General features: G+C 74.2%; 21 protein-coding genes and 2 tRNA genes. 12 read left to right on the forward strand and 11 right to left on the reverse strand.

Annotated features, from left to right (window positions below; genetic code table 11):
• The first annotated feature begins 3 nt into the window (after positions 1-3).
• From FB458_RS19510 to FB458_RS19530, 5 genes are all read left to right on the forward strand, one after another.
• Positions 4-921 (forward strand): ACP S-malonyltransferase, encoded by a 918-nt coding sequence (locus tag FB458_RS19510; RefSeq protein WP_141849960.1) that lies wholly within the window; start codon positions 4-6, stop codon positions 919-921.
• 31 nt (positions 922-952) lie between these two features.
• A complete protein-coding gene (locus tag FB458_RS19515; protein ID WP_141849961.1) occupies positions 953-1,996 on the forward strand; it encodes a beta-ketoacyl-ACP synthase III in 1,044 nt (347 codons plus the stop codon).
• Between the two features lie 90 nt (positions 1,997-2,086).
• The gene (locus FB458_RS19520) at positions 2,087-2,335 is read left to right on the forward strand and encodes an acyl carrier protein (protein ID WP_141849962.1); all 249 of its coding nucleotides are present in this window, start codon (positions 2,087-2,089) and stop codon (positions 2,333-2,335) included.
• A 115-nt stretch (positions 2,336-2,450) separates the two neighbouring features.
• Positions 2,451-3,719: a beta-ketoacyl-[acyl-carrier-protein] synthase family protein gene (locus FB458_RS19525; RefSeq protein ID WP_141849963.1), complete on the forward strand. Its 1,269-nt coding sequence runs from the start codon at positions 2,451-2,453 to the stop codon at positions 3,717-3,719.
• Positions 3,720-3,724: 5 nt separating this feature from the next.
• Entirely contained in the window at positions 3,725-4,345 is a 621-nt protein-coding gene (locus tag FB458_RS19530; protein ID WP_141849964.1) for a ribonuclease H family protein, read from the forward strand.
• Position 4,346: 1 nt separating this feature from the next.
• Here FB458_RS19530 and FB458_RS19535 read toward each other — a convergent pair whose 3' ends face one another.
• The 5 genes from FB458_RS19535 to FB458_RS19555 all read right to left on the reverse strand — a co-directional run bounded on the left by FB458_RS19535 (position 4,347) and on the right by FB458_RS19555 (position 10,278).
• A complete protein-coding gene (locus FB458_RS19535; RefSeq protein ID WP_141849965.1) occupies positions 4,347-4,856 on the reverse strand; it encodes a DUF3145 domain-containing protein in 510 nt (169 codons plus the stop codon).
• Positions 4,857-5,055: 199 nt separating this feature from the next.
• Positions 5,056-6,498: a right-handed parallel beta-helix repeat-containing protein gene (locus FB458_RS19540; RefSeq protein ID WP_141849966.1), complete on the reverse strand. Its 1,443-nt coding sequence runs from the start codon at positions 6,496-6,498 to the stop codon at positions 5,056-5,058.
• Between the two features lies 1 nt (position 6,499).
• The gene (locus FB458_RS19545; protein WP_141849967.1) at positions 6,500-7,900 is read right to left on the reverse strand and encodes a right-handed parallel beta-helix repeat-containing protein; all 1,401 of its coding nucleotides are present in this window, start codon (positions 7,898-7,900) and stop codon (positions 6,500-6,502) included.
• A gap of 338 nt (positions 7,901-8,238) precedes the next feature.
• Positions 8,239-8,312 (reverse strand) — tRNA-Ile (locus FB458_RS19550).
• Between the two features lie 40 nt (positions 8,313-8,352).
• Positions 8,353-10,278 carry a glycoside hydrolase family 15 protein gene (locus FB458_RS19555; RefSeq protein WP_141849968.1) on the reverse strand — a complete coding sequence of 642 codons (1,926 nt, stop codon included), beginning with the start codon at positions 10,276-10,278 and terminating at the stop codon, positions 8,353-8,355.
• A 231-nt stretch (positions 10,279-10,509) separates the two neighbouring features.
• Here FB458_RS19555 and FB458_RS19560 point away from each other — a divergent pair, with 231 nt between their 5' ends.
• The 5 genes from FB458_RS19560 (at position 10,510) to FB458_RS19580 (ending at position 14,209) form a co-directional block, all read left to right on the forward strand.
• A complete protein-coding gene (locus tag FB458_RS19560) occupies positions 10,510-11,238 on the forward strand; it encodes an amino acid ABC transporter ATP-binding protein (RefSeq protein ID WP_141850723.1) in 729 nt (242 codons plus the stop codon).
• Between the two features lie 68 nt (positions 11,239-11,306).
• The gene (locus FB458_RS19565; RefSeq protein ID WP_141849969.1) at positions 11,307-12,161 is read left to right on the forward strand and encodes a glutamate ABC transporter substrate-binding protein; all 855 of its coding nucleotides are present in this window, start codon (positions 11,307-11,309) and stop codon (positions 12,159-12,161) included.
• A 30-nt stretch (positions 12,162-12,191) separates the two neighbouring features.
• Positions 12,192-12,854 carry an amino acid ABC transporter permease gene (locus FB458_RS19570; protein WP_141849970.1) on the forward strand — a complete coding sequence of 221 codons (663 nt, stop codon included), beginning with the start codon at positions 12,192-12,194 and terminating at the stop codon, positions 12,852-12,854.
• The gene (locus FB458_RS19575; protein ID WP_141849971.1) at positions 12,851-13,771 is read left to right on the forward strand and encodes an amino acid ABC transporter permease; all 921 of its coding nucleotides are present in this window, start codon (positions 12,851-12,853) and stop codon (positions 13,769-13,771) included. Before FB458_RS19570 ends, FB458_RS19575 begins: the two co-directional genes overlap by 4 nt.
• Before the next feature lie 24 nt (positions 13,772-13,795).
• Entirely contained in the window at positions 13,796-14,209 is a 414-nt protein-coding gene (locus tag FB458_RS19580; protein ID WP_141849972.1) for a histone-like nucleoid-structuring protein Lsr2, read from the forward strand.
• 72 nt (positions 14,210-14,281) lie between these two features.
• On the opposite strand, the gene FB458_RS19585 is transcribed toward FB458_RS19580, so the two are convergent.
• The 4 genes from FB458_RS19585 to FB458_RS19600 form a co-directional block, all read right to left on the reverse strand.
• Positions 14,282-14,354, reverse strand: a tRNA-Asn gene (locus tag FB458_RS19585).
• A gap of 85 nt (positions 14,355-14,439) precedes the next feature.
• The gene (locus FB458_RS19590) at positions 14,440-15,033 is read right to left on the reverse strand and encodes a hypothetical protein (RefSeq protein WP_246061397.1); all 594 of its coding nucleotides are present in this window, start codon (positions 15,031-15,033) and stop codon (positions 14,440-14,442) included.
• A gap of 2 nt (positions 15,034-15,035) precedes the next feature.
• Entirely contained in the window at positions 15,036-16,991 is a 1,956-nt protein-coding gene (gene dnaG, locus FB458_RS19595) for a DNA primase (protein WP_141849973.1), read from the reverse strand.
• A gap of 99 nt (positions 16,992-17,090) precedes the next feature.
• Positions 17,091-17,720, reverse strand: a complete 630-nt coding sequence (locus FB458_RS19600) for a TetR/AcrR family transcriptional regulator (RefSeq protein ID WP_141849974.1) — start codon at positions 17,718-17,720, stop codon at positions 17,091-17,093.
• Between the two features lie 128 nt (positions 17,721-17,848).
• Between FB458_RS19600 and FB458_RS19605 the strand changes: the two genes are divergently transcribed.
• On the forward strand, positions 17,849-19,345 hold the full coding sequence (locus tag FB458_RS19605) for an MFS transporter (RefSeq protein ID WP_141849975.1): 1,497 nt from the start codon (positions 17,849-17,851) through the stop codon (positions 19,343-19,345).
• Between the two features lie 43 nt (positions 19,346-19,388).
• Positions 19,389-20,321, forward strand: coding sequence for a 5,10-methylenetetrahydrofolate reductase (locus FB458_RS19610; RefSeq protein ID WP_246061405.1), 933 nt, complete (start codon positions 19,389-19,391; stop codon positions 20,319-20,321).
• 1 nt (position 20,322) lies between these two features.
• Here FB458_RS19610 and FB458_RS19615 read toward each other — a convergent pair whose 3' ends face one another.
• Both FB458_RS19615 and FB458_RS19620 read right to left on the reverse strand, forming a co-directional pair.
• Positions 20,323-20,985, reverse strand: a complete 663-nt coding sequence (locus tag FB458_RS19615) for an N-acetyltransferase (protein WP_141849976.1) — start codon at positions 20,983-20,985, stop codon at positions 20,323-20,325.
• 1 nt (position 20,986) lies between these two features.
• Positions 20,987-22,270 (reverse strand): deoxyguanosinetriphosphate triphosphohydrolase, encoded by a 1,284-nt coding sequence (locus FB458_RS19620; protein WP_141849977.1) that lies wholly within the window; start codon positions 22,268-22,270, stop codon positions 20,987-20,989.
• Positions 22,271-22,326 lie beyond the last annotated feature (56 nt).

Consider the following 22,326-nt stretch of genomic DNA (forward strand, 5'->3'; position numbering starts at 1 on the left):
TCCGTGCTCGCCATCGTCTGCCCCGGCCAGGGCTCCCAGACCCCCGGCTTCCTCACCCCGTGGCTCGAGCTGGACGGGCTGCGCGACCGGCTCGCCGGCTGGTCCGACGCCCTCGGCACCGACCTCGTCGCCCACGGCACGACGTCGGACGCCGAGACGATCAAGGACACCGCCGTCGCCCAGCCGCTCATCGTCGCCGCCGGGCTGCTCACCGCGGACGCGCTGGGAGCGAGCGACCGCGCCGGGGTGCTCGCCGGCCACTCGGTCGGCGAGTTCACCGCCGCCGCCCTCGCCGGGGTGCTCACCGAGCAGGACGCCGTCCGGCTCGTCGGTGTCCGCGGCCGCGCGATGGCGCAGGCCAGCGCGCTCACCCCGACCGGCATGAGCGCCGTCCTCGGCGGCGACCCCGACGAGGTCGCGGCCGCCCTCGAGCGGCACGGCCTCACGCCGGCCAACGCCAACGGCGCCGGCCAGACCGTCGCCGCCGGCACCATGGGGCAGCTCGCGGCGCTGGCCGCCGACCCGCCGACCCGGGCACGGGTGATCCCGCTGTCGGTCGCCGGCGCGTTCCACACCCACCACATGGCCCCCGCCGTCGACGCCCTGCGCGACGCCGCCGCCGAGGTCACCCCGGCCGACCCGCGCACGACCCTGCTCTCCAACCGCGACGGCGCCGCCGTCGGGAGCGGCAGCGACGCGCTCGAGCGACTGGTCTCGCAGGTGAGCAACCCGGTCCGCTGGGACCTCACCATGGCGACCCTGCTCGAGCTCGGCGTCACCGGCCTGCTCGAGCTGGCCCCCGCAGGCACCCTCACCGGCATCGCCAAGCGCGCCATGAAGGGCGTCGAGCTCGTCGCCCTCAAGACCCCCGACGACCTCGACGCCGCGCGCGCCCTCGTCGCCGCCCACGCGGGCTCCTGAGCCCGACCCCATCACCGAGGACGGACCGACCATGACCGAGACCGCCACCCCGCGCACCCCGCGCGCCCCCAAGGGCACCGGCGTCCTCGCCGGCTCCGACGGCGCCCGCCACGCCCGGATCCTCGGCGTCGGCGGCTACCGCCCGGAGCGGGTCGTGCCGAACTCCGAGCTCGTCGAGCGGATCGACTCCTCCGACGAGTGGATCCGCGAGCGCTCCGGCATCGTCACCCGGCGGTTCGCCGCCCGCGACGAGTCGGTCGTCGACATGGCCGAGCACGCCGCCCGTGACGCGCTCGCCGCCGCCGGGATCGACCCCTCCCAGCTCGGCGCCGTGGTCGTCGCCTCGGTCACCCACCTCATGGTCACCCCGGGAGCCGCGCCGATGCTCGCCGACCGGCTCGGCGTGCAGTGCGCCGCGTTCGACATCTCGGCCGCCTGCGCCGGCTACTGCTACGGCATCTCGGTCGCCAGCGACATGGTCCGCGGCGGCAGCGCCGAGTACGTCCTCGTCGTCGGGGTCGAGAAGCTCTCGGACTTCACCGACTTCGACGACCGCGGCAGCGCGTTCATCTTCGGCGACGGGGCGGGCGCGGCGGTCGTCGGCCCGAGCGACACCCCCGGCATCGGCCCGACGGTGTGGGGGTCGGCCGGCGACAAGTGGCAGGCCATCCAGCAGCGCGACCCGTTCGTCGACGGCGACGGCGCGCCGCTGCAGGACCGCCCGGTCCTCACGATGGCCGGGCAGACGGTCTTCCGCTGGGCCGTGTGGGGCATGGCCCCCGTCGCGCGCGAGGCGATCGAGAAGGCCGGCATCACCATCGACGACCTCGACGCCTTCATCCCGCACCAGGCGAACATGCGGATCATCGACGCGATGATCAAGCAGCTCGGTCTGCCGGCGGACATCCCCGTGGCCCGCGACATCGCAGAGACGGCGAACACGTCGGCCGCCTCCATCCCGCTCGCCACCGAGCGGATGCTGCGCGAGGGCGTGGCGCCGCACGGCGGCCTGGCCCTGCAGATCGGCTTCGGCGCCGGCCTGGTCTACGCGGCCCAGGTCGTCGTCCTGCCGTAGGGTCGCGACGACCCCCACCCAACCCCCGCGCCCCGCGCGGGTCCGGCCGGGACACCCCCGGCGGACACCACGAAACCCAAGGAGTGCCCCATGGCGCAGAGCGAGCAGGAGATCCTCGAGGGTCTGGCCGAGATCGTCAACGAGGAGACCGGCATCGACACCGACGAGGTGCAGCCGGCCAAGTCCTTCACCGACGACCTCGACATCGACTCGCTGTCGATGATGACCATCGTCGTCAACGCCGAGGAGAAGTTCGGCGTGCGCATCCCCGACGACGAGGTCAAGAACCTCAAGACCGTGCAGGACGCCGTCAGCTTCATCGCCAACGCGCAGGGCTGAGCCCCGCACGACGCCGTACGACGCCGTACGACGGGCCGTCCCGGACCCACGGGGCGGCCCGTCGCGCGTGCCGGGTGACTCGCCGGTAGCCCGTCGCCCGCCCTAGGCTGCCCGCATGAGCGCGACGTCCTCCCTCCCGCCCGAGCAGCGCATCGTCGTCACCGGTGTCGGCGCCACGACCCCGCTGGGGGGCACCGCTCCCGAGACCTGGGAGGGCGTGCTGGCCGGGCGCTCCGGCATCACCCCCCTCGAGATGGACTGGGTGAGCAAGTACGAGCTCCCCGTCACCTTCGCCGGGCAGCTCGCCGTCAAGCCGTCCGAGGTGCTCGCCAAGGTCGAGACCCGAAGGCTCGACCCGACGTCGCAGTACGCCCTCATCGCCGCCCGCGAGGCGTGGGCCGACGCCGGCGCCCCCGAGGTCGACCCGGAGCGGCTCGCCGTCGCGGTCGGCTCCGGCATCGGCGGCGTGTGGACGCTGCTCGACGCCTGGGACACGCTGCGCGAGAAGGGCCCCCGCCGGGTCTACCCGCTCGCCGTGCCCATGCTCATGCCCAACGGCCCGGCCGCCGCGGTCTCGCTCGACCTCAAGGCCCGCGCCGGCGCGCACACCCCGGTCAGCGCCTGCGCCTCAGGCGCCGAGGCGATGGCCCTCGGCGCGTCGATGCTGCGCTCCGGCCGCGCCGACATGGTCGTCGCCGGCGGCACCGAGGCGGCCATCCACGCGCTGCCCATCGCCGGCTTCGCCGCGATGCAGGCCCTGTCGACCCGCAACGACGAGCCCACGCTCGCCTCCCGCCCGTACGACGTCGCCCGCGACGGCTTCGTCCTCGCCGAGGGCGCCGCGGTCGTCGTCCTCGAGACCCTCGCCCACGCGCAGGCCCGCGGCGCCACCGTGTACGCCGAGCTCGCGGGGGTCGGCATGTCCGCCGACGCCCACCACGTCACCGCCCCCGAGCCCGAGGGCGCCGGCGCGAGCCGCGCCATCCTCGAGGCGCTCGAGCAGGCCGGGATGCAGCCGGGCGAGCTGTCGGCGATCAACGCCCACGCCACCTCGACCCCGGTCGGCGACGTGGCCGAGGCCAACGCGATCCGCCGCGCCCTCGGCGACGCCGCCACCTCGGTCCCCGTCAGCGCGACGAAGTCGATGACCGGTCACCTGCTCGGCGCCGCCGGGTCCCTCGAGGCCGTCCTGTCGATCTACTCCGTGCGCGACCGGCTCGCCCCGGCGACGATCAACATCGACGAGCTCGACGAGCAGATCCCGCTCGACGTCGTCCGCGGCGAGCACCGCCCGCTCGGTGACGGCGACGCCCCGGTCAGCGTCCTGGACAACTCGTTCGGCTTCGGCGGCCACAACGTGGCGCTGCTCTTCCGCACCGTCTGAGGACCATGCCCTTCCCCGCCAAGTACGCCGGCACCTGCAAGGTCTGCTCCCGCCCCATCGCCGTCGGCGAGCCCATCACGTCCGCGAGCTCGGGGAAGGGCTACGTCCACGAGGGCTGCGCCCAGGGGGCGCTCGACCTCGGGCTCGGTGAGCGCAGCACCCCGACCGCCGCCGCCCCAGCAGCACCGGCGACGGTCGACGGCGACGTCCTGCGGGTGTGGACCGACGGCGCCTGCTCGGGCAACCCCGGCCCCGGCGGCTGGGCGTGGGCGACCCAGGACGGCCGGCAGGGCAGCGGCGGCGCCGCGCACACGACGAACCAGCGCATGGAGATCCAGGCCGCGTCCGAGGCGGTGCGGACCCTGACCCAGCGCCCGATCCTCGTCGTCAGCGACTCGACGTACGTCGTCAACTGCTTCCGCAACCGCTGGTGGCAGGGCTGGCTGGCCAAGGGCTGGGTCAACGCGAGCAAGAAGCCGGTCGCCAACCGCGACCTGTGGGAGCCGCTCATCGCCGAGTACCAGCGCGGCGGCATCGACTTCACCTGGGTCAAGGGGCACAGCGGCGACCCGATGAACGACCTCGTCGACCAGCTCGCCGTCGAGGCCGGCCGCGCCCAGCGCTGACTCAGCCGACCTTGTGCAGCCAGCGCACCGGCGCGCCGTCGCCGGCGTGCCGGAACGGCTCGAGCTCGTCGTCCCAGTCGGTCCCGAGGACTTCGTCGAGCGCCTCGGCGAGCGCTCGTGGGTCGTGACCCGCGGCCCGCAGCGCCTCGCGCAGCCGGTCCTCCGGGACGACGACGTCGCCGCTGGCGGCGGTCCAGGCGTGGTGGATACCCAGGCGGGGGGTGTGCGACCAGCGCGAGCCGTCGACACCGGGCGAGGGCTCCTCGGTGACCTCGTAGCGCAGGTCGTCCCAGCCGCGCAGCGCGCTGGCGAGACGGGCGCCGGTGCCGGGCGCCCCGGTCCAGCTGAGCTCGGCCCGCACCAGGCGCGCCGCAGCCGGCTGCGGGGTCCAGTCGAGCTGGACCCGCGAGCCGAGGACCGACTCGAGCGCCCACCCGATGTGCGGGCACAGCGCGGTCGGGGCGGAGTGCACGAACACCACGCCCCGGCTGACCGATGCGGTCGGCGACATCCTGGACCTCCTGGGTGTGCGAGGGACGTCTTCCCCACGACCCGTGCACCGGTGGCCCTGCTGCGCCGTCCCGCCGCGAGGCGGGACCCTTATGTCGTTGTGGTCCCAGTCTGCCTCATCCGCCCCGACGACACCAGGGGCACCACCGGGACCGAGGTCCCGATGGTGCCCCTGGGGCGTCGTACGGCGGTCCGCCGCCTCAGCAGCCGGCGAGGCTGGCCGTCACGGTGTCCCCCGGCGGGGTGGACGAGCCGTCCCAGGTGTTGCCGGCGCTGGCCCAGTAGCCGAGGACGTTCCGGTTCAGCTGCACCGTGCCGACCTGGTCGGCGGTGAACGTGCCGCCGCCCATCGCCCCGACCTGGACGCCCACCGGGGCGCCCTGGACGAGGTTGCAGCTCGTGGTCGTGTCGAACGAGCTGGTGTCGCGCGAGGGGACCGTCAGCTTGCTGTCCTCCATGCGGTAGCTGAAGGCGGCGACCCGAGCGTTGCGGGCGAGGTTGTTGCGCCACACGTTGCCCCAGCCGGACATCTGCTCGTTGAAGGCGATGTCGACCGACGCGACCCGGTTCTCCGCGAGGAGGTTCCACGAGGCGTCCTGGTCGGTGGTGATGCCGCGACCATTGGCCGGCAGGTCCCGCACGATGTTGCCGACGACGGCGTTGTAGTCCGAGCCGTTGCCGAGGCGGATGCCTTCCTGCATGTAGTGGCTGTACGTCGACGCGGCCACCCGGGTGACGAGGTTGCCGGTGACGACGTTGCCGTTGGAGTAGTTCGCCAGCCAGATGCCCGGGCCGGTCCCGCAGGCGACGTCCTTGACGACGTTGCCGCTGAGGACCGAGTAGGACACCAGCCGGCCGAAGATGCCCTTACGGGTGACGAGGTTGTCGATGAGCTGGACGTCGGTCGAGACCCCGAGCGACTGCCCGAGGGTGGACTCGAACCAGTGCTCCTGGCCGCGGGCGGCGACCGCGTCACGGGATGCGGTCCCTGGCGCCGAACGGCGGGTGCGCCAGTCGCCGAGGCGGATCGCCCTGGCCTGCCAGTTCTGGACGGCGTCGGCGTTCTGCGAGGCGATCTTCAGGCCGCCGTCGATGACCAGACCCTGGAGCACGACGTGGCTGGCCCCGCCGGTGACGGACACCGTGCGGTCCTCGTCCGGCCCGCCGGCGCCGCAGGAGCGCATGTGCAGGCTCGCCGTGAGGGTGACCCCCCCGGTGGCCGGGGCCACGACGACCGGGTGCGCCTGGGTGCCGGACACCGAGACGGTGAACGGGCCGGTGTAGGTGCCCTTGGCGAGCGAGATCCGGTCGCCCGGGCGGGCGGCCTTGAGCGCGGCGGTGAGGCCGGCGCTCGTCGAGACCGGCACCACCCGCAGCGGCGGGGTGGCGGGGTCGGCGTACCCCGTGGCCCCGGTCGTGCCGGCCTGGGAGGCCGGGGGAACGGCGCCCACGCGGGCGACGGGGGCGGTGACCTGGTCGACGGTGTCGACCCAGGTGGCCGAGCCGGGGCCGGTGGCCGTGGGCGCGCCGGCCGGAGCCGGGGCGGCCGCCGGGGCGGAGGTGGCGCCCGCGAGGGCGCCACCGGTGGTCAGCGCGAGCAGCGCGGCGCCGGTCAGCAGCCGTCGGGACAGGTGGGTGCGCACGTCAGCAGCCGTTCAGGTCGGGCTGGGTGACGCCCGTCTTCGGGGCGGTCGGGGCGCCGTTCCAGGTGTTGCCGGCGGAGCCGAAGTAGGCCGAGACCCGCTTGTTGACGCTGAAGCTGCGGAAGTCGTTGTGGGCGAAGGTGCCCTTGCCGATGCCGCCGGCGGCCCAGTCGACCGCCGCGTTGCGCGAGACGTTGCAGGTCATGCTCGAGGACCACGAGCTGCTGTTGAGCGAGGGCTGGTCGAACCGGCCGTCCTGCATGCGGATCGAGAAGCCGGCCGTGGTCGCGCCGTCGACGACGTTGTGGGTCCACGTGTTGCCCCAGGCGGACATCTGCTCGTTGAAGCCGATGTCGACCTTGCTGGCGGTGTTGTTGGCGAAGAGGTTGAAGGACGCGTCCTGGTCGGTGGTGAAGGCGCGGCCGCCGACGGCGAGGTCGTGGACGACGTTGCCCGTGACGGCGTTGTAGTCCGAGCCGTTGCCGAGGCGGATGCCCTCCTGCATGAAGTGCTTGACCGTCGAGGCGGCGACGTCGGCGATGTCGTTGCCGGAGATCACCGAACCGGCGGAGTAGTTCGAGAGCCAGATGGCCGGGCCCGTGCCGCAGTGGATGCCCGAGAAGGTGTTGCCGGAGAAGACGCTGTAGGACAGGCCGCGGGCGAAGACGCCCTTGCCGGTCAGGGTCGAGCCGACGATCTGCACGTCGGTGGCCGGCACGACCGGCTTGCCGAGCATCGTCGAGAAGTAGGCGCCGAGGGTGCGCTGGGCCACCGGGTCGAACGCCGCGGAGCCGGGCACGTCGCGGCGGTCGAGGTAGTCGCCGTTGGCGATGGCCGCCGACTGCCACTGCTGGACCGCGTCGTAGTTCGCGCCGGAGACGCGGGCGCCGTTGACGATCGAGAGGTTGCGGAAGACGACGTGGCTGGCGGTGATCGTCAGCGTGCGGTCCTGGTCCGGGCCGAGGGCGCCGCAGGTCGGCATCGGCACGTCGGAGGTGAGGGTGACGCTCGCTCCCGCGGCGGGCTCGACGACGACCGGGTTGGCCAGCGTGCCGCCGAAGCGGACGTCGAACGGGCCGGTGTAGGTGCCGGAGGCGAGGCGCAGGTGGTCGCCGGGCTTGGCCGCCTTGAGCGCCGCGACGAGGCCGTCGGTCGTGCTGACCGGGACGACGCGCAGGGGGGCCGTCGTGGGGTCGCCGTACCCCGGGGCGCCGGTGCGGGCCACCAGCGAGCTCGGGTCGGAGACGACCGGGCCGCCGCCGGCGGTGCCGGCCGCCTGGGCGGGCAGGGCGCCGAGGCCGAGGCCGGTGACCGCGAGGCCCAGGGTCAGGGCGAGCGCGCCGCGCACGGAGCGGCGGGTGGCGTCGGCGGGACGGAGGCGCGAAGGGGTGCAGGAGCGCATGGGAGGTCCTTGGGAGGGAGGCGTCGCGGGTGGGGCCGTCGACGGCGGAGGAGGAGGGATCGCCGTCGGGTGGGCGCGCGGGGGCGACCGTCCGACGACGGGTACGGCGACGCGGGCGTCCTTCAGGGACGGGGACCGCGCGAGGTGGAGCAGCCGGCCCGTCGGGAGTGGGGAACCGTCGGGGTCGGTCGGTCACCGCGGTGGGGAGGCGGTGGACCTGTGTGGCGGCTTGGGAAGCCGTATGTGCAGATTAGCCCACAAAACGGACATCACGCTACGGTCTCGGACCGGAAGTTTGTCGCGCTGGGGTCGTGTCGTCCCGCGATATTCTTCCGCGGTAGGGCGACTGGGGCTTGAACCCAGGACCGACGGATTATGAGTCCGCTGCTCTGACCGGCTGAGCTACCGCCCCGCGGCCCGTGAGGGCCGGCGCGAGCCTACGCGACGGATGATCAGCCGAAGCGGCGGGCGTCGGCCTCGGCCATCTCGGCTCGCTCCTCGTCGCGGATGCAGTGGAGCACCGCGTTGATGAGCGCGAGGTGGGTGAAGGCCTGCGGGAAGTTGCCCAGGTGCGAGCCGTCGTGCGGGTCGATCTCCTCGGCGAACAGCTCGAGCGGGCCGGAGAACGACAGGAGCCTGGCGCACAGCTCGCGGGCCCGGTCGACCTCGCCGATCTCCGAGAGCGCCGAGACGAGCCAGAACGAGCAGATGGTGAAGGAGCCCTCCTCCCCCGTGAACCCGTCGTCGGTCTCCTCGGTGCGGTAGCGCAGCACGAAGCCGTCGACGGTCAGCTCGTCGGCGATCGCGAGCACCGTCGCGCGGATCCGCGGGTCGTCCGGCGGGAGGAAGCGCACGAGCGGCGCGAGGAGCAGCGACGCGTCGAGCGCGCTCGACCCGTAGGACTGGGTGAGGACACCGCGCGCGTCGAGGCCGTGCTCGAGGATATCGGCCTTGATCTCCTCGGCCGCCGCCTCCCAGCGGGCCGCCTCCCCCGGCTGCCCGATCATCGACGCGAGCCGCGCGCCGCGGTCGACCGCGACCCAGCACATGATCTTGCTGGAGACGAAGTGCCGCGGCTCGCCGCGGACCTCCCAGATGCCGGCGTCCGGCTCGCGCCACGCCTTGAGCGCGGCCCCGACCTGGTTGGCGAGGATCGGCCAGATCCGGCTGTCGAGGTGGTCGGCCGCGCGCGAGTGCAGGTAGACGCTGTCGAGCAGCGCGCCCCAGACGTCGTGCTGCTGCTGCGTGCTCGCGGCGTTGCCGACCCGGACCGGGCGGCTGTTGGCGTAGCCCGGCAGGTGGTCGAGCTCGGACTCGGGCAGGTCCCGCTCGCCGCCGACGCCGTACATCACCTGCAGGTCGCTGTCCCGCTCGGCGATGTCGGCGATGAAGGAGAAGAAGTCGACGGCCTCCCAGTCGAACCCGAGCGAGTACATCGCCCACAGCGCGAAGCTCGCGTCGCGGATCCAGGTGTAGCGGTAGTCGTAGTTGCGCTCCCCGCCGAGGGTCTCGGGCAGCGACGTCGTCGCCGCGGCGGCGATCGCGCCGGTCGGCGAGTAGGTCAGCCCCTTGAGGGTGAGCGCGCTGCGCTGGAGCTGGCTGCGCCACGGGTGGTCGGGGAAGTGGCCGCGGGCCAGCCAGTGCTGCCAGTGGTGCGCGGTCCACACCAGCCGACGGTAGGCGTCGGCGTAGTCCTCGGGCGGCTCCTTGCTCCCCCACGACAGCGCGACGAAGCGCTCGTCACCCTCGCGCAGCAGGGTCCGCGCGCTGGCCTGCCCGCCCTCGAAGCCGAGCCGCAGGTCGGTCGTCAGCGTCAGCTCGGGCATCCCCTCGACGGCCGCCGCGCACCGGGCCTGGTGGTAGACGCCGTCGGTGTACTCCCAGTGCACCCGCTCGCGGCCGTAGTCGAGCACCGGCTCGCACTCGACGACCACCTGGACGTCGCCGGAGACGCAGCGGATGGTGCGCAGCAGCACGTGCTCGGCGTCGTAGTCGGTCGGCGTGCGCCGGTGGGTGTGAGACAGCTCGTGCTCGTGCCGCCACGGCCCGATGAGCAGGACGTCGCGCACGACGAGCCAACCGCTCGCCGTGCCCCAGCTCGTCTCGAGGATCATCGTGCCGGGCAGGTAGCGCCGGGCCGCGGGGACGAGCATGTCCGCCGGGGCGACGCGGAAGTGGCCGGCGTGGCCACCGAGCACGGCGCCGAAGACGCTCGGGCTGTCGAAGCGCGGCAGGCACATCCAGTCGACCGACCCTCCGGGCGCGACGAGCGCGGTCACCTCGCCGTCGCTGAGGAAGCCGTAGTCGGCGATGGGGACGGTGCGTGAGCTGCCGAGCGTCACCCCGTCGCGGCGGGGGCCGCGGCTACCGGGCGTCATCCCCCGATCCTCTCCCAGCCGCGGCGGCGAGGCGGGGGCGCCACACCGCCTCGCGTACGGCGGCTCTCCGCCACGCCCGCAGGACCAGGCTCGCCCTCGCGTCGGCCGCAGGACGGGCACCCAAAACCTGGGTGCAACCTGACGGTGACCTGCCAGCAGCATGAGAACGGGTAGGTTGCCCGCATGGACGCGACCACCCCGACGACGCCCGGCGGCGACGAGCGCGCCGTGATGGTCGACATCCGCGGCGTCAACAAGCACTTCGGCGACCTGCACGTCCTCAAGGACGTCGACCTGCAGGTCGGCCGCGGCGAGGTCGTCGTCGTCCTCGGGCCGTCGGGCTCGGGCAAGTCGACGCTGTGCCGCACGGTCAACCGGCTCGAGACCTTCGAGTCCGGGTCCATCACCATCGACGGGCAGGCGCTGCCCGAGGAGGGCAAGGCCCTCGCCCAGCTGCGCGCCGATGTGGGGATGGTCTTCCAAAGCTTCAACCTCTTCGCCCACAAGACGATCCTCGAGAACGTCACGCTCGGCCCCACGAAGGTGCGCGGGCGGGGCAAGGCCGACGCCGAGCGCCGCGCCACCGAGCTGCTCGAACGCGTCGGCGTGGGCGAGCAGGCCGGGAAGTACCCGGCGCAGCTGTCCGGTGGGCAGCAGCAGCGCGTGGCCATCGCCCGCTCGCTGGCCATGGAGCCCAAGGTCATGCTCTTCGACGAGCCCACCTCCGCACTCGACCCCGAGATGGTCGGCGAGGTCCTCGACGTCATGGACGAGCTCGCCCGCGGCGGCATGACGATGATCGTCGTCACCCACGAGATGGGCTTCGCGCGCCGCGCGGCCAACCGGGTCGTCTTCATGGCCGACGGGCAGATCGTCGAGACCGCCGAGCCCGAGGCCTTCTTCTCGGCGCCCCGCAGCGAGCGCGCCAAAGACTTCCTGGGCAAGATCCTGCCGCACTGAATCACTCACTCCCCGCACGAAACCGACCGCACGAGAACCCGATACGAGTCCGACATGAGGAGCACACGATGACGACGCGACGCACCCGAACGATGGGCGCCCTCGCCCTCACCACCGTCCTGGTCGCCGGGCTGGCCGCCTGCAGCGACAGCGCCGCGCCGAGCGGCGGGAGCGGCGGCACCGCCGGCGGTGGTGGCGGCGAGTTCAAGGTCGGCATCAAGTTCGACCAGCCGGGCATCGGCCTCAAGCAGGGGTCGTCGTACGCCGGCCTCGACGTCGACGTCGCGACCTACGTCGCCAAGAAGCTGGGGTACGACGCGCCGACCTTCGTCCAGGCGCCGTCGGCCCAGCGCGAGTCGCTCATCTCGACCGGCCAGGTCCAGATGGTCGTCGCCAGCTACTCGATCACCGACGCGCGCAAGCAGAAGGTGTCCTTCGCCGGCCCGTACTTCATCGCCGGCCAGGACCTGCTCGTGCGGTCCGACGACTCGGCGATCACCGGACCCGACGCGCTCGGCGGCAAGACGCTGTGCTCGGTGACGGGCTCGACGTCGGCGCAGAAGATCAAGGACCAGTACCCCGACGTCCAGCTGCAGAACTTCGGCACCTACTCCGAGTGCGTCACCGCCCTCGCGGCCGGGAGCATCGACGCGGTGACGACCGACAACACGATCCTCGCCGGCTTCGCCGCGCAGGACCAGTACAAGGGCAAGCTCAAGGTCGTGGGCAAGACCTTCAGCACCGAGAGGTACGGCATCGGCCTCAAGAAGGGCGACACCGCCCTGTGCACGAAGATCAACGAGGCGCTGACGACGATGGTCTCGGACGGCACGTGGAAGAAGGCGGTCGACGACAACCTCGGCCCGGCCAACTTCCAGATCGACAGCGCCGTCAACCCGCCGAAGCCCGACGCCTGCTCCTGAGGTCGGGGCCGGACGAGGAGGCGCGGTCGCGTGATCGAGCTGCTGCAGAAGTACGACGTCCTGGGGGCGTTCGTCACGACCATCGAGCTGTCGGCCCTCGGGGCCGTCGGCGCGCTGGTCATTGGGACCGTCGTCGCCGTCATGCGGGTGTCCCCCGTGGCGACGCTGCGGCTGCTGGGGACGTCCTACGTCAACGTCTTCCGCAACACGCCCCTGACCCTGCTCGTCGTCTTCAGCGTGCTGGGGATGACCTACCTGCTGGGGCTGCAGCTCTCCCCCGACGTCGCGACCAACGCCTTCCGCTGGGCCGCCATCATGCTCGCGATCTACCACGCCGCCTTCGTCTGCGAGGCCATCCGCTCCGGGTTCAACACGGTGCCGGCCGGTCAGTCGGAGGCGGCGCGCTCGATCGGCCTGACCTTCGGCCAGGGCATGCGCGAGGTGATCCTGCCGCAGGCCTTCCGCGGGGCGGTCGCGCCGCTCGGCTCGACCCTCATCGCGCTCATCAAGAACTCCACCGTCGCCGCGGTCGTCGGCGTCAACGAGTCGGCCAACCTCATGAGCGTGATGATCGAGAACGAGACCGCCGGCATCGCCGTCTTCGCGATCTTCGCGGCCGGGTTCGTGATCCTCACCCTGCCGCTCGGGCTGTGGTTCACGAGCCTCTCGCGGCGGCTGGCGGTGCAGCGATGAGCACCTCCGCGCTGTACGACGCCCCGGGCCCCCGGGCCCGGGCCCGGCACCGCCTGTTCTCGGCGCTGGGCATCCTCGTCTTCCTGGGCATCCTCTTCCTGGTCGTGCGCAAGCTCCAGTCCGCCGGCCAGCTGCAGGGCTACATGTGGCAGCCGTTCCTCGTCGACCGGGCCGTCTGGCGCGACTACCTGCTGCCGGGGCTCATCGGGACCTTCAAGGCCGCGGCCATCTCGATCGTGCTGGCCGGCGTGCTCGGGCTGCTGCTCGGGGTCGGGCGGCTCTCGCGCGTCGCCCCGGTGCGCTGGGTGAGCAGCGTCGTCGTCGAGTTCTTCCGCTCGGTGCCGGTGCTCATCATGATGCTGGCCAGCTACGGCATCTACTCCCGCAGCGGGGTCGTCGCACCGGACACCGCGCCGCTCGCCGGCGTGGTCACCGGCCTGACGCTCTACAACGGCTCGGTGATCGCCGAGCTGGTCCGCTCCGGCGTGCACTCGCTGCCCAAGGGCCAGCGCGAGGCCGGTGCGTCGATCGGCCTGAGCGAGGGCCAGACGCTGCGGATCGTCCTGCTCCCCCAGGCCCTCACGGCGATGCTCCCGGCCCTGGTCGGCCAGCTCGTCGTCGTGCTCAAGGACACCGCGCTGGGCTACCAGATCACCTACCAGGAGCTGCTCTTCTGGTCCAAGACGCTCGGGTCCGCCTTCGCCAACCCGGTGGCGGCGTACGTCGTCGCGGCGGTGATCTTCATCGTCGTCAACTACCTGCTCACCCTGCTGGCCGGTCGTCTCGAGCGGCGCCTGCGCTCGCGCGGCGGCCGGGGCGCCCCCGGTGCCCCGGCGTCCGCCGGCACCCCGGGGGCGGGGGCGGCGGGCACCCCCGCCGCGCAGCCCGCCACGCCGTCCGGAGCGGGCGTCGCCTGACCCGCGAGTGCCTAGGCTGGGGGCATGGCACGACGCGAAATCGTCACCCTCACCGACGACCTCGACGGCAGCGAGGGCGCGCACACGGTGACCTTCTCGCTCGAGGGGACGACCTGGCAGGTCGACCTCGGCGAGCGCAACCGGGAGGCGCTGAAGAACGCCCTCAAGCCCTTCGTCGACGCGGCCCGCGAGGTCGCGTCGGGCACGGTGCGCGAGGTCGCCCCCCGGCCGGCGCGCACCGAGCTCGGTGAGGCCCCGGACCACTCCCCCGACCTCGCCGGCTGGGCCAGCGCGAAGCGGACCAGCGTGCCGGCGCGCGGCGAGAGCCGCGCCCGCCTCATCCGCGCCTGGTCGGCCGAGCAGGGCCACCCGCTGCCGTCGCGCGGGCGCATCCCGCGCGAGGTCGTCGCGGCGTACGACGCCGCCACCCGCGGCTGAGCCCTCGTCGCAGCAGACAGCACGAGCAGCAGACAGCACGAAGGGCCCAGGTCGACGACCTGGGCCCTGCTGCTCCCCCGGTTGGACTCGAACCAACAACCTGCCGATTAACAGTCGGCTGCTCTGCCAATTGAGCTACAGGGGAATGCGGTTCGCGCGGCCGCGAGGGGCCGCGCGTGCCGGGCAACAGTAGCAAAGGTGACGGGCCCGAGAGAAAACGGGCCCCCGGGTCACCGGCCTGCGCCGCCGGGGGGCATCCCCACCTGCTCGCGCAGCCGCGCCAGCGCCTCGTCGGCGGCCGCCCGCGTCTCCGCGTCCTCCCGGGTCGAGCGCCCGAGCACGACCTGCTCGAGCAGCTCGCCGGTCGCGAGGTCCTGGCGGACCACCGCCCGGCCGGTACGACGCCCCGTCAGCCGCAGCTCCTCGGTGAGGACCACGCTCGCCTGCACGCGCTCGCGCAGGACCTGCAGGAACAGCGCCTCCTCCCCCAGCCCCCACTGCCCGGGCCGCGACCCGTCGGCCCAGGTGACCGTCAGCCGGCTGCTCTCGCGCTGCCACGACCCGGTGTCGACGGTGTGCCAGGGCCGCGACCAGGTCACGGCGAGCTCGCCGGACTCGGCGACCGCGCCGGGGTCGACGAGGCTGAGGTGGGTGGCCCCGGCGACGAGCCAGACGCCGGTCTCCACGTCGCGCGCGGCGGCGAGCACCTTCTCGCCCGACGGTCCCTCGACGGCGCGACGGACCTCCGGGGGGACGGTCGCCGAGCGACCCGGCTCGCGCGCGGCCGGCGCGCCCCGTCGCGTGAACGGCAGCCTGAACGGCATCCTCACTCCTCCTCGAGGGACAGCAGGTCGGCCCGCTCGCGCTGCAGCCGGGACAGCTCGACGCTCAGCTCGCGGCTGCGGGCCGGGTCCCCGTCGCCGGTCGCGTCGAGCCGGCGCAGGGCGCTCAGCGCGTCGGAGATCCGGCGGGTCAGGGTCATCTCGCGCAACCGCAGGACGAGCGAGCCGGCGTACCGCCGGGACGGCTGACCCGTGGTGCGGTCCATCGTCACCGGCAGCGGCGCGACGGCGAGCTCGGGGACGAGCCCGCGGACGGCGAGCGGCGCGGCCTGGGCGACCGCGTCGGTCCAGCCCGCGGACGTCAGGCCGGCCGGCAGCAGACCGGCGCCGACGACGCCGTCGAAGACCGCGCGGTGGGCCGGCGCCGTGAACGAGGAGGGGTCGAGCTCGCCGAGCTCGCCCGCGTCGAGCAGGCCGGGGAACTGCAGGACGACCTGGAGCAGCTGCCGCTCGAGCAGCACGACGGGGTCGGCGAGGTCGGGGCGCGGCACCGCCCCGGCCACCTCGTCGGCCGTGGGCTCCAGCGCCGCGTCGACGTCCGCCGCCGGCCCCCGCTCGCGGGTGGTGGCCTCGGGGGCGCTCGCGGCCCGGGCGGCGGCCTTGCCGGCCCGCGCGACCTCGGCACCGACCTGCTCGACCTCGAGGCCGAGGAGCCCGGACAGGACGCGGGTGTACTCCGGGCGCAGCGACCGGTCGCGGATCGAGGCGACGATGGGGGCGGCGGCCCGCAGGGCCTGCACCCGCCCCTCCGCGGTCTCGAGGTCGTAGCGGCGCAGCGTCGTGCGCACCGCGAACTCGAACATCGGCACGGCGTCCTCGACGAGACCCCGTACGGCGATCGCCCCGCCGGACTGGCGCAGCTCGCACGGGTCCTGGCCGCTGTCGGCGACGGCGACGAAGGACTGGCTGGCCCAGCGCTGGTCCTCGCCGAAGGCCCGCATGGCCGCCCTCTGCCCGGCGGCGTCGCCGTCGAAGGTGAAGACGACCCGGGCCGGGGAGACATCGGCCTCGTCGCGCATGATGCGGCGCAGCAGCTTGATGTGGTCGACCCCGAACGACGTCCCGCACGTGGCCACGGCGCCCTCGACCCCGGACAGGTGGCAGGCCATGACGTCGGTGTAGCCCTCGACGACGACGGCGGTCCGGTCCCGGGAGATCGCCTTCTTGGCCAGGTCGAGGCCGTAGAGGACGGTCGACTTCTTGTAGATCGGGGTCTCGGACGTGTTGAGGTACTTCGCCTCGATGCGGTCGTCCTCGAAGATCCGCCGGGCGCCGAAGCCGACGGTGTCGCCGGTGATGTCGCGGATCGGCCAGACCAGCCGCCCGCGGAAGCGGTCGTAGAGCCCGCGCTGTCCGCGGCCGGCGAGGCCGCCGGTGACCAGCTCGTCGTCGGTGAAGCCCTTGCCGCGCAGGTGCCGCACGAGGTCCTCGCCGCCGCGGGGGGCGAACCCGACCCCGAACTGCCGGGCCGCGTCCCCGTCGAAGCCGCGCTCGCGCAGGAAGTCGCGCCCCGTGCGCGCGACGTGGTTGCCCGGGTCGAGCAGGAGCGTGGAGTAGTACTCCTCCGCGACGCGGTGCGCCTCGAGCAGCCGGGTACGGCGCCCGAGCCCTCCCTCCTCGCGCGGCCCGCCGCCCTCCTCGTAGCGCAGCTCGACGCCGGCCTTCTGCGCGAGCCTCTCGACGGCCTCGGCGAAGGTGAGGTGGTCGAGCTTCTGGACGAAGGAGATGACGTCGCCGCCCTCGCCGCACCCGAAGCAGTGGTACGCCCCGACGGCGGGGCGCACGTAGAACGACGCCGACTTCTCGTCGTGGAAGGGGCACAGCCCCTTGAGCGAGCCGGTGCCGCCCGAGGTCAGGGTCACGTGCTCGCGGACGACGTCCTCGATGTTCGAGCGCTCCTTGACGAGGGTGACGTCCTCCGCCTTGATCCGGCCGGCCACACCCACCTCGCTCCCGGTCCGCTCGTCGCCCGCCACGCGTCGGCCGGCGAGTGCCCCGAGTCTAGGTGGTCACGCCGACAGGCCCGACGGCACCGACGCTCAGCGGGCGCGCAGGGCGTCGACGGCGAGAGCGACGACCTTGTCGCGCGAGGCCTCGTCGGGGAAGGTCACCCCGGCCACGCCGGAGACGAGCCGGATGACCTCCTCGATGGCGACGTCGGGCCGCGCCGAGCCGTCCGCCTGGGCCCGGGCGAGCAGCGGCGCCCCGGCCGCGTGGATCGCCGTACGGCACTGGGAGAAGACGGGGGAGGCCATCGGGTCGCGGTTGAGGCCCTCGACGAGGGCGCGCTTGGTGCCGACGTAGGCGAGGAAGCGGTGCAGCCAGTGCACCAGCCCCTCCCACGGCGGCTCGGCCAGCGCGTCGCGGGCGGCGGCCACCATGGCCTGCACCTCGCCGACGTACACCGCCTCGATGAGGTCGTCGCGCGTCGGGAAGTTGCGGTAGAGCGTGCCGATGCCGACACCGGCGCGCTTGGCGACCTCCTCGAGCGGGGCGGCGCTGCCGGACTCGGCGAAGGCCGCGCGGGCCGCCTCGAGCAGCGCGTCGAAGTTGCGCGCGGCGTCCGAGCGCTTGGGCCGCTCCACCCCCGGCTCGACGACGACGGCGTCGAGGGCCGCGAGCGCGGTGCTGTCGTCCGGCGCGACGGTGGGGGTGGTGGGTGCGGGCACGGGGACCTCTGTCGGGACACGATGGGGGACTTGCGAAGCGGAGGCTCCCTCCGCTACGTTGGTCTAACCGGAGGCAACCTCCGATCGGAGACGACCTCCACTATAGATGAACCTGTCGAAGGACACCCATGTTCCCCGTCACCCCCCGCTCCGGCTCCACTACTCGCCCCACCGCCCGCCCGTCGCTCGGTCTCGCCGCGGTCGCGCTCGCCGTGGCCGCGTACTCGACCCTCCAGTCGCTGCTCGTCCCCGTCCTGCCCCTCATCCAGGCCGACCTGCGCACGACCCCCGAGGCGACGACCTGGACGCTGACCGCCTGGCTCGTCACCGCCGCCGTCGCCACCCCGGTCATGGGCCGGCTCGGCGACCTGCACGGCAAGCGCCGCGTCCTGCTCGTCTCGCTCGCCGCCGTCGCGCTCGGCTGCCTCCTGGCGGCCGTCGCCCCGAGTGTCGGCGTCCTCATCGCCGCCCGCGTCGTCCAGGGCCTCGGGGGCGGGATCTTCCCGCTCGCGTACGCCGTCGTGCGCGACGTCCTGCCGCCCCGCCGCGTCCCCACCGCGATCGGCGCCGTCTCCGCCGTCCTCGCGGTCGGGTCCGGCATCGGCACCGTCCTGGCCGGCCCGCTCTCGGCGGCCGTCGGCTGGCGCGGCCTCTTCCTCGTGCCGCTCGTCCTGCTGCTCGCCGGCGCGGCCCTCACCTGGGTCGCGGTCCCCGCGACGGCCCCGCGCACGGCCGGCCGCCTCTCCCCCGTCCCCGGCCTGCTGCTCGCCGGCGCGCTCGTCGCGCTGCTGCTGCCGGTCAGCTCCGGGTCCCGCTGGGGCTGGACCTCCTCGGGCGTGCTCGGCCTGCTCGCGCTCTCGGCGCTCCTGCTCATCGCCTGGGCCCGCACCGAGCTGCGCTCGGCCACCCCGCTCGTCGACATGCGGATGATGCGCCGCCGCCCCGTGTGGACGGCCAACCTCGCCGCCCTGCTCATGGGCACCGCGATGTTCGGCGTCTTCGCCTTCCTGCCGCGCTTCGTCCAGACCCCGACCTCGACCGGGTACGGCTTCGGCGCCACCATCGCGGGCTCCGGCGCGGTCATGCTGCCGATGGTCGGCGCGATGGCGGTCACCGGCTTCCTCAGCGGCCCGCTCACCCGGGTGCTGCCCAGCCGCGGGCAGCTGGTCGCCGGCACCGCGCTCATCGCGGTCGCGATCCTCGCCATGGCCGGCCTGCACGCCCACGCGTGGGAGCTCGCCGTCGCCGGCGGCGTCATGGGCCTCGGTCTCGGTGTCGCGTACGCCGCCCTCACCGGCCTCGTCGTGGCCGCGGTCACCCCGGGCGAGACCGGCGTCGCGACGGGCATGAACACCAACCTGCGCACGATCGGCGGCGCCGTCGGCAGCGCCGTCACCGGCGCGCTCGTCTTCGGCCACGTCGACAGCCGGGGCCTGCCGCTCGAGGGCGGCTACACCGCCGCCTTCCTCGTCCTCGGGCTGGTCGCCGTCGCCGCGACGCTCGCCGGCCTCGCCGTGCGGCCCGCCACCGCGGTGGCCGCGCCGGCCGAGCCCGGCACGACGCCGTACGGCGACCCGGAGGCCGACGCGGACGCCCGCCGCGACGAGCCGGTGCTCGCCGCCTGAGCCGGCGCACGGACGAGCGACGGTCATCCCTAGGGTGGGGCGCGTGAGCGCCCCACCCCGCCCGTCGTTCCCGGACCTCGTCGCGGCCGGTGAGGGCGGGATGCTGCTCTTCGGGCTCACCCCGCCACGGCAGGAGGCGGGCGCCGACCGCGCCGCCGAGGTGGCCGCGGCCACCTTGGCCCGGCTGGCCCCGCTCGACGTCGACGGCCTCGTGCTCTACGACCTCGACGACGAGGCCGACCGCAACCCCGACGAGCGCCCGTTCCCCTACGCGCCGACGATGGACCCGGCCCGGTTCGCCGCCGAGCACCTCACCGCCTGGGACAAGCCGCTGGTCGTCTACCGGTGCGTCGGCAAGTACGCCGAGGACGAGCTCGGCGGGTGGCTCGAGGGGACCGACCCGACCCGCACGGCGAGCGTCTTCGTCGGCCCGTCGAGCGGCGACAAGGCGGTCCGCACGACGCTGCGCGAGGCCTACGCGCTGCGCCGGGAGGCGGCGCCCGGGGTGCCGCTCGGCGCCGTGACCATCCCCGAGCGGCACCGCCAGTCGCGGACCGAGCACGAGCGGATGCTGCGCAAGCAGGAGCGGGGCGTCGACTTCTTCGTCTCCCAGGTCGTCTACGACACCGACGGCTCGAAGAGCCTCGTCTCCGACTACGTCGTCGCCTGCGAGGAACGCGGCCTGGCCCCGCGGCCGCTGGTCTTCACGCTCTCGCTGTGCGGGTCGCTGCGGACGCTGGCCTTCCTGCAGTGGCTCGGCGTCCGGGTGCCGCCGTGGGTCGAGAACGCCCTCTCCCGCAGCGACGACCCCCTGGCCGAGTCGTTCGACCACTGCCTGGAGACGGCGCAGGCCCTCGCGACCTACTGCGCCCGGGTCGGCCAGCCGGTCGGCTTCAACGTCGAGAGCGTCTCCGTCCGCCGCGCCGAGATCGAGGCCACCGTCGAGCTGGCCCGGCAGGTCCGCGCGCTGGTCTGACTCACCGCTGCGGGCGCCACACCTGCACGGACGCGACGGGCACGAACCCGGCGGCGAGGAAGACCTTGAGCGCCCGGGTGTTGCCCGGGGCGGTGCTGGCCAGGACCGGCTCCCCCACCGGGACCAGCCGGCGCACCTGGCTCGCCAACCAGACCGCGTGACCGGGTCGGCGGCCTCCGGCGTCGACCTCGAGACCGAGCTCCCAGAGCCCGCCGATCCCGCGGCCGAGGCTCACCACCGCGTGGACGTCGCCGCCCGGGCCCGCATCGGGCGGGACACCGTACGCCGTCACGTCGGTGCGGAAGCGGCGCGCGTGCGCCACCCGCGGGTGGTCGTCGAGGTCGGGCCGGGGCACGAGGCCGCTCGGGCCTCCGCGGCCGCCGGCGGCGAGGACCGCGTCGAGGCAGTCGACCTGTCCCGTCCCGGCGAGGGCGGCGACGAGGCGTGGGTCGTGGGCGCCGCCGATGCCGTCGGCGCCCAGCGTCGCGAGCCGGGCGGCGGGGACGTCGTCGCCGACGGCGAGGTACGCGTGGCCGGTGAGCGCGACGACCCCCTCGACGCCGGGCCGCCAGGGCGGGACGCGTTCCCAGCCGCCGTCGTCGAGCGGGAACCGGCCGTCGGCCGCGGCGCGCAGCACCCGGCCGACCACGTGCTCGGCCGTCACGTCAGCCCGCCCAGGCGCGCGCGAGCTCGGTCGCGCTGCGGTCGGTGAGCGAGGCGACCTGGTCGACGACGACCCGCAGCCGCCCCGCGTCGTCGGCGGCCGCGTCGTGGTCCGCCCGCAGGTCGGGGTCGAGCCGGGTCGGGTCGGCCCGGTAGGCCTCGACGAGGGCGACCACCGTGTCGCGCTGCTCGGCCATCACCGCCAGCCGCTCGTCGGCGTACATCACCCAGTGCGCGGCGACCGCCTTGAGGACCGAGCACTCGGCGCGCACCTCGTCGGGCACGACGAGGTCGGCGGCGTAGCGGGTGAGCGGGCCCTCGCCGTGCTTGGCCCGCGTGGGACGCAGCGCCCCCACGACGAACCGCCCGACGAGCTTGCTCGTCAGGTGCTTGAGGGCGGCGAGGTCGGCCCGGCTGCCGGTGAACGCGGTCGGCACGACCCCGGTCGCGACGAGCCGGGCGCGCGCCTCCTCGAGCTGCTCCAGCTCTAACCCGGGCGCGTAGAGGTCGCGGGCGAGGACGAGGACCGGCGCCATGTCGCGCGCCGAGTGCAGGACCCGCGGGTCGAGCCGGCCCGAGGCGATGGCGTCCTCGACGTCGTGGACGGAGTAGGCGACGTCGTCGGACCAGTCCATGACCTCGGCCTCGAGGCACCGGGCCCCGTCCGGGACCCCGGCGCGGAACCACCGGTAGACCGGCAGGTCGTCGTCGTACACCCCGAACTTGCCGCTGCCGCCGACGCCCAGGGCCGCAGTGGCCTGCTCGCGGCGCCACGGGTACTTCGTCGCCGCGTCGAGGCTGGCGCGGGTGAGGTTGAGCCCGGCGGAGCGGCCGTCGGGGTGGGACCGCTTGGCCTCGAGCCGGGTGAGGACGCGCAGCGTCTGCGCGTTGCCCTCGAACCCCCCGACGTCGCGGGCGACCGCGTCGAGGGCCTGCTCGCCGTTGTGCCCGAAGGGCGGGTGACCGAGGTCGTGGGCCAGGCACGCCGTGTCGACGACGTCGGCGTCGCACCCGAGCCACTGCCCGAACTCGCGCCCGATCTGGGCCACCTCGAGGCTGTGCGTCAGGCGCGTGCGGACGAAGTCGCTGCTGCCCGGCTGGACCACCTGGGTCTTGGCGGACAGCCGTCGCAGCGACGCGGAGTGCACGAGCCGGCCGCGGTCGCGGGCGAAGTCGTCCCGGTCGGCGCGCTGACGCGAGCGGTCCTCGGGCACCCACCGCTCGCGGTCGCGCGCGGTGTAGCCCGGGCGCTCGCCCGTGCTCCCGCCCTGCTCGACCTCGCTCACGTCCCTACCGTACGGCGCCCCACCGACGCCGGCCCCGCGGTGTCGAGCCGGTGTCG

Origin of the sequence: Lapillicoccus jejuensis (assembly GCF_006715055.1) — a bacterium.
In the GTDB taxonomy this organism is placed as follows: domain Bacteria; phylum Actinomycetota; class Actinomycetes; order Actinomycetales; family Dermatophilaceae; genus Lapillicoccus; species Lapillicoccus jejuensis.

Bases quoted from the DNA above. Each gene is read 5' to 3' on its own strand.
- FB458_RS19515 (WP_141849961.1), top strand. From the start codon at position 953: ATGACCGAGACCGCCACCCCGCGCACCCCGCGCGCCCCCAAGGGCACC.
- FB458_RS19520 (WP_141849962.1), top strand. From the start codon at position 2,087: ATGGCGCAGAGCGAGCAGGAGATCCTCGAGGGTCTGGCCGAGATCGTC.
- FB458_RS19525 (WP_141849963.1), top strand. From the start codon at position 2,451: ATGAGCGCGACGTCCTCCCTCCCGCCCGAGCAGCGCATCGTCGTCACC.
- FB458_RS19530 (WP_141849964.1), top strand. From the start codon at position 3,725: ATGCCCTTCCCCGCCAAGTACGCCGGCACCTGCAAGGTCTGCTCCCGC.
- FB458_RS19535 (WP_141849965.1), bottom strand. From the start codon at position 4,856: ATGTCGCCGACCGCATCGGTCAGCCGGGGCGTGGTGTTCGTGCACTCC.
- FB458_RS19545 (WP_141849967.1), bottom strand. From the start codon at position 7,900: ATGCGCTCCTGCACCCCTTCGCGCCTCCGTCCCGCCGACGCCACCCGC.
- FB458_RS19555 (WP_141849968.1), bottom strand. From the start codon at position 10,278: ATGACGCCCGGTAGCCGCGGCCCCCGCCGCGACGGGGTGACGCTCGGC.
- FB458_RS19560 (WP_141850723.1), top strand. From the start codon at position 10,510: ATGGTCGACATCCGCGGCGTCAACAAGCACTTCGGCGACCTGCACGTC.
- FB458_RS19565 (WP_141849969.1), top strand. From the start codon at position 11,307: ATGACGACGCGACGCACCCGAACGATGGGCGCCCTCGCCCTCACCACC.
- FB458_RS19575 (WP_141849971.1), top strand. From the start codon at position 12,851: ATGAGCACCTCCGCGCTGTACGACGCCCCGGGCCCCCGGGCCCGGGCC.
- FB458_RS19580 (WP_141849972.1), top strand. From the start codon at position 13,796: ATGGCACGACGCGAAATCGTCACCCTCACCGACGACCTCGACGGCAGC.
- FB458_RS19590 (WP_246061397.1), bottom strand. From the start codon at position 15,033: ATGCCGTTCAGGCTGCCGTTCACGCGACGGGGCGCGCCGGCCGCGCGC.
- FB458_RS19605 (WP_141849975.1), top strand. From the start codon at position 17,849: ATGTTCCCCGTCACCCCCCGCTCCGGCTCCACTACTCGCCCCACCGCC.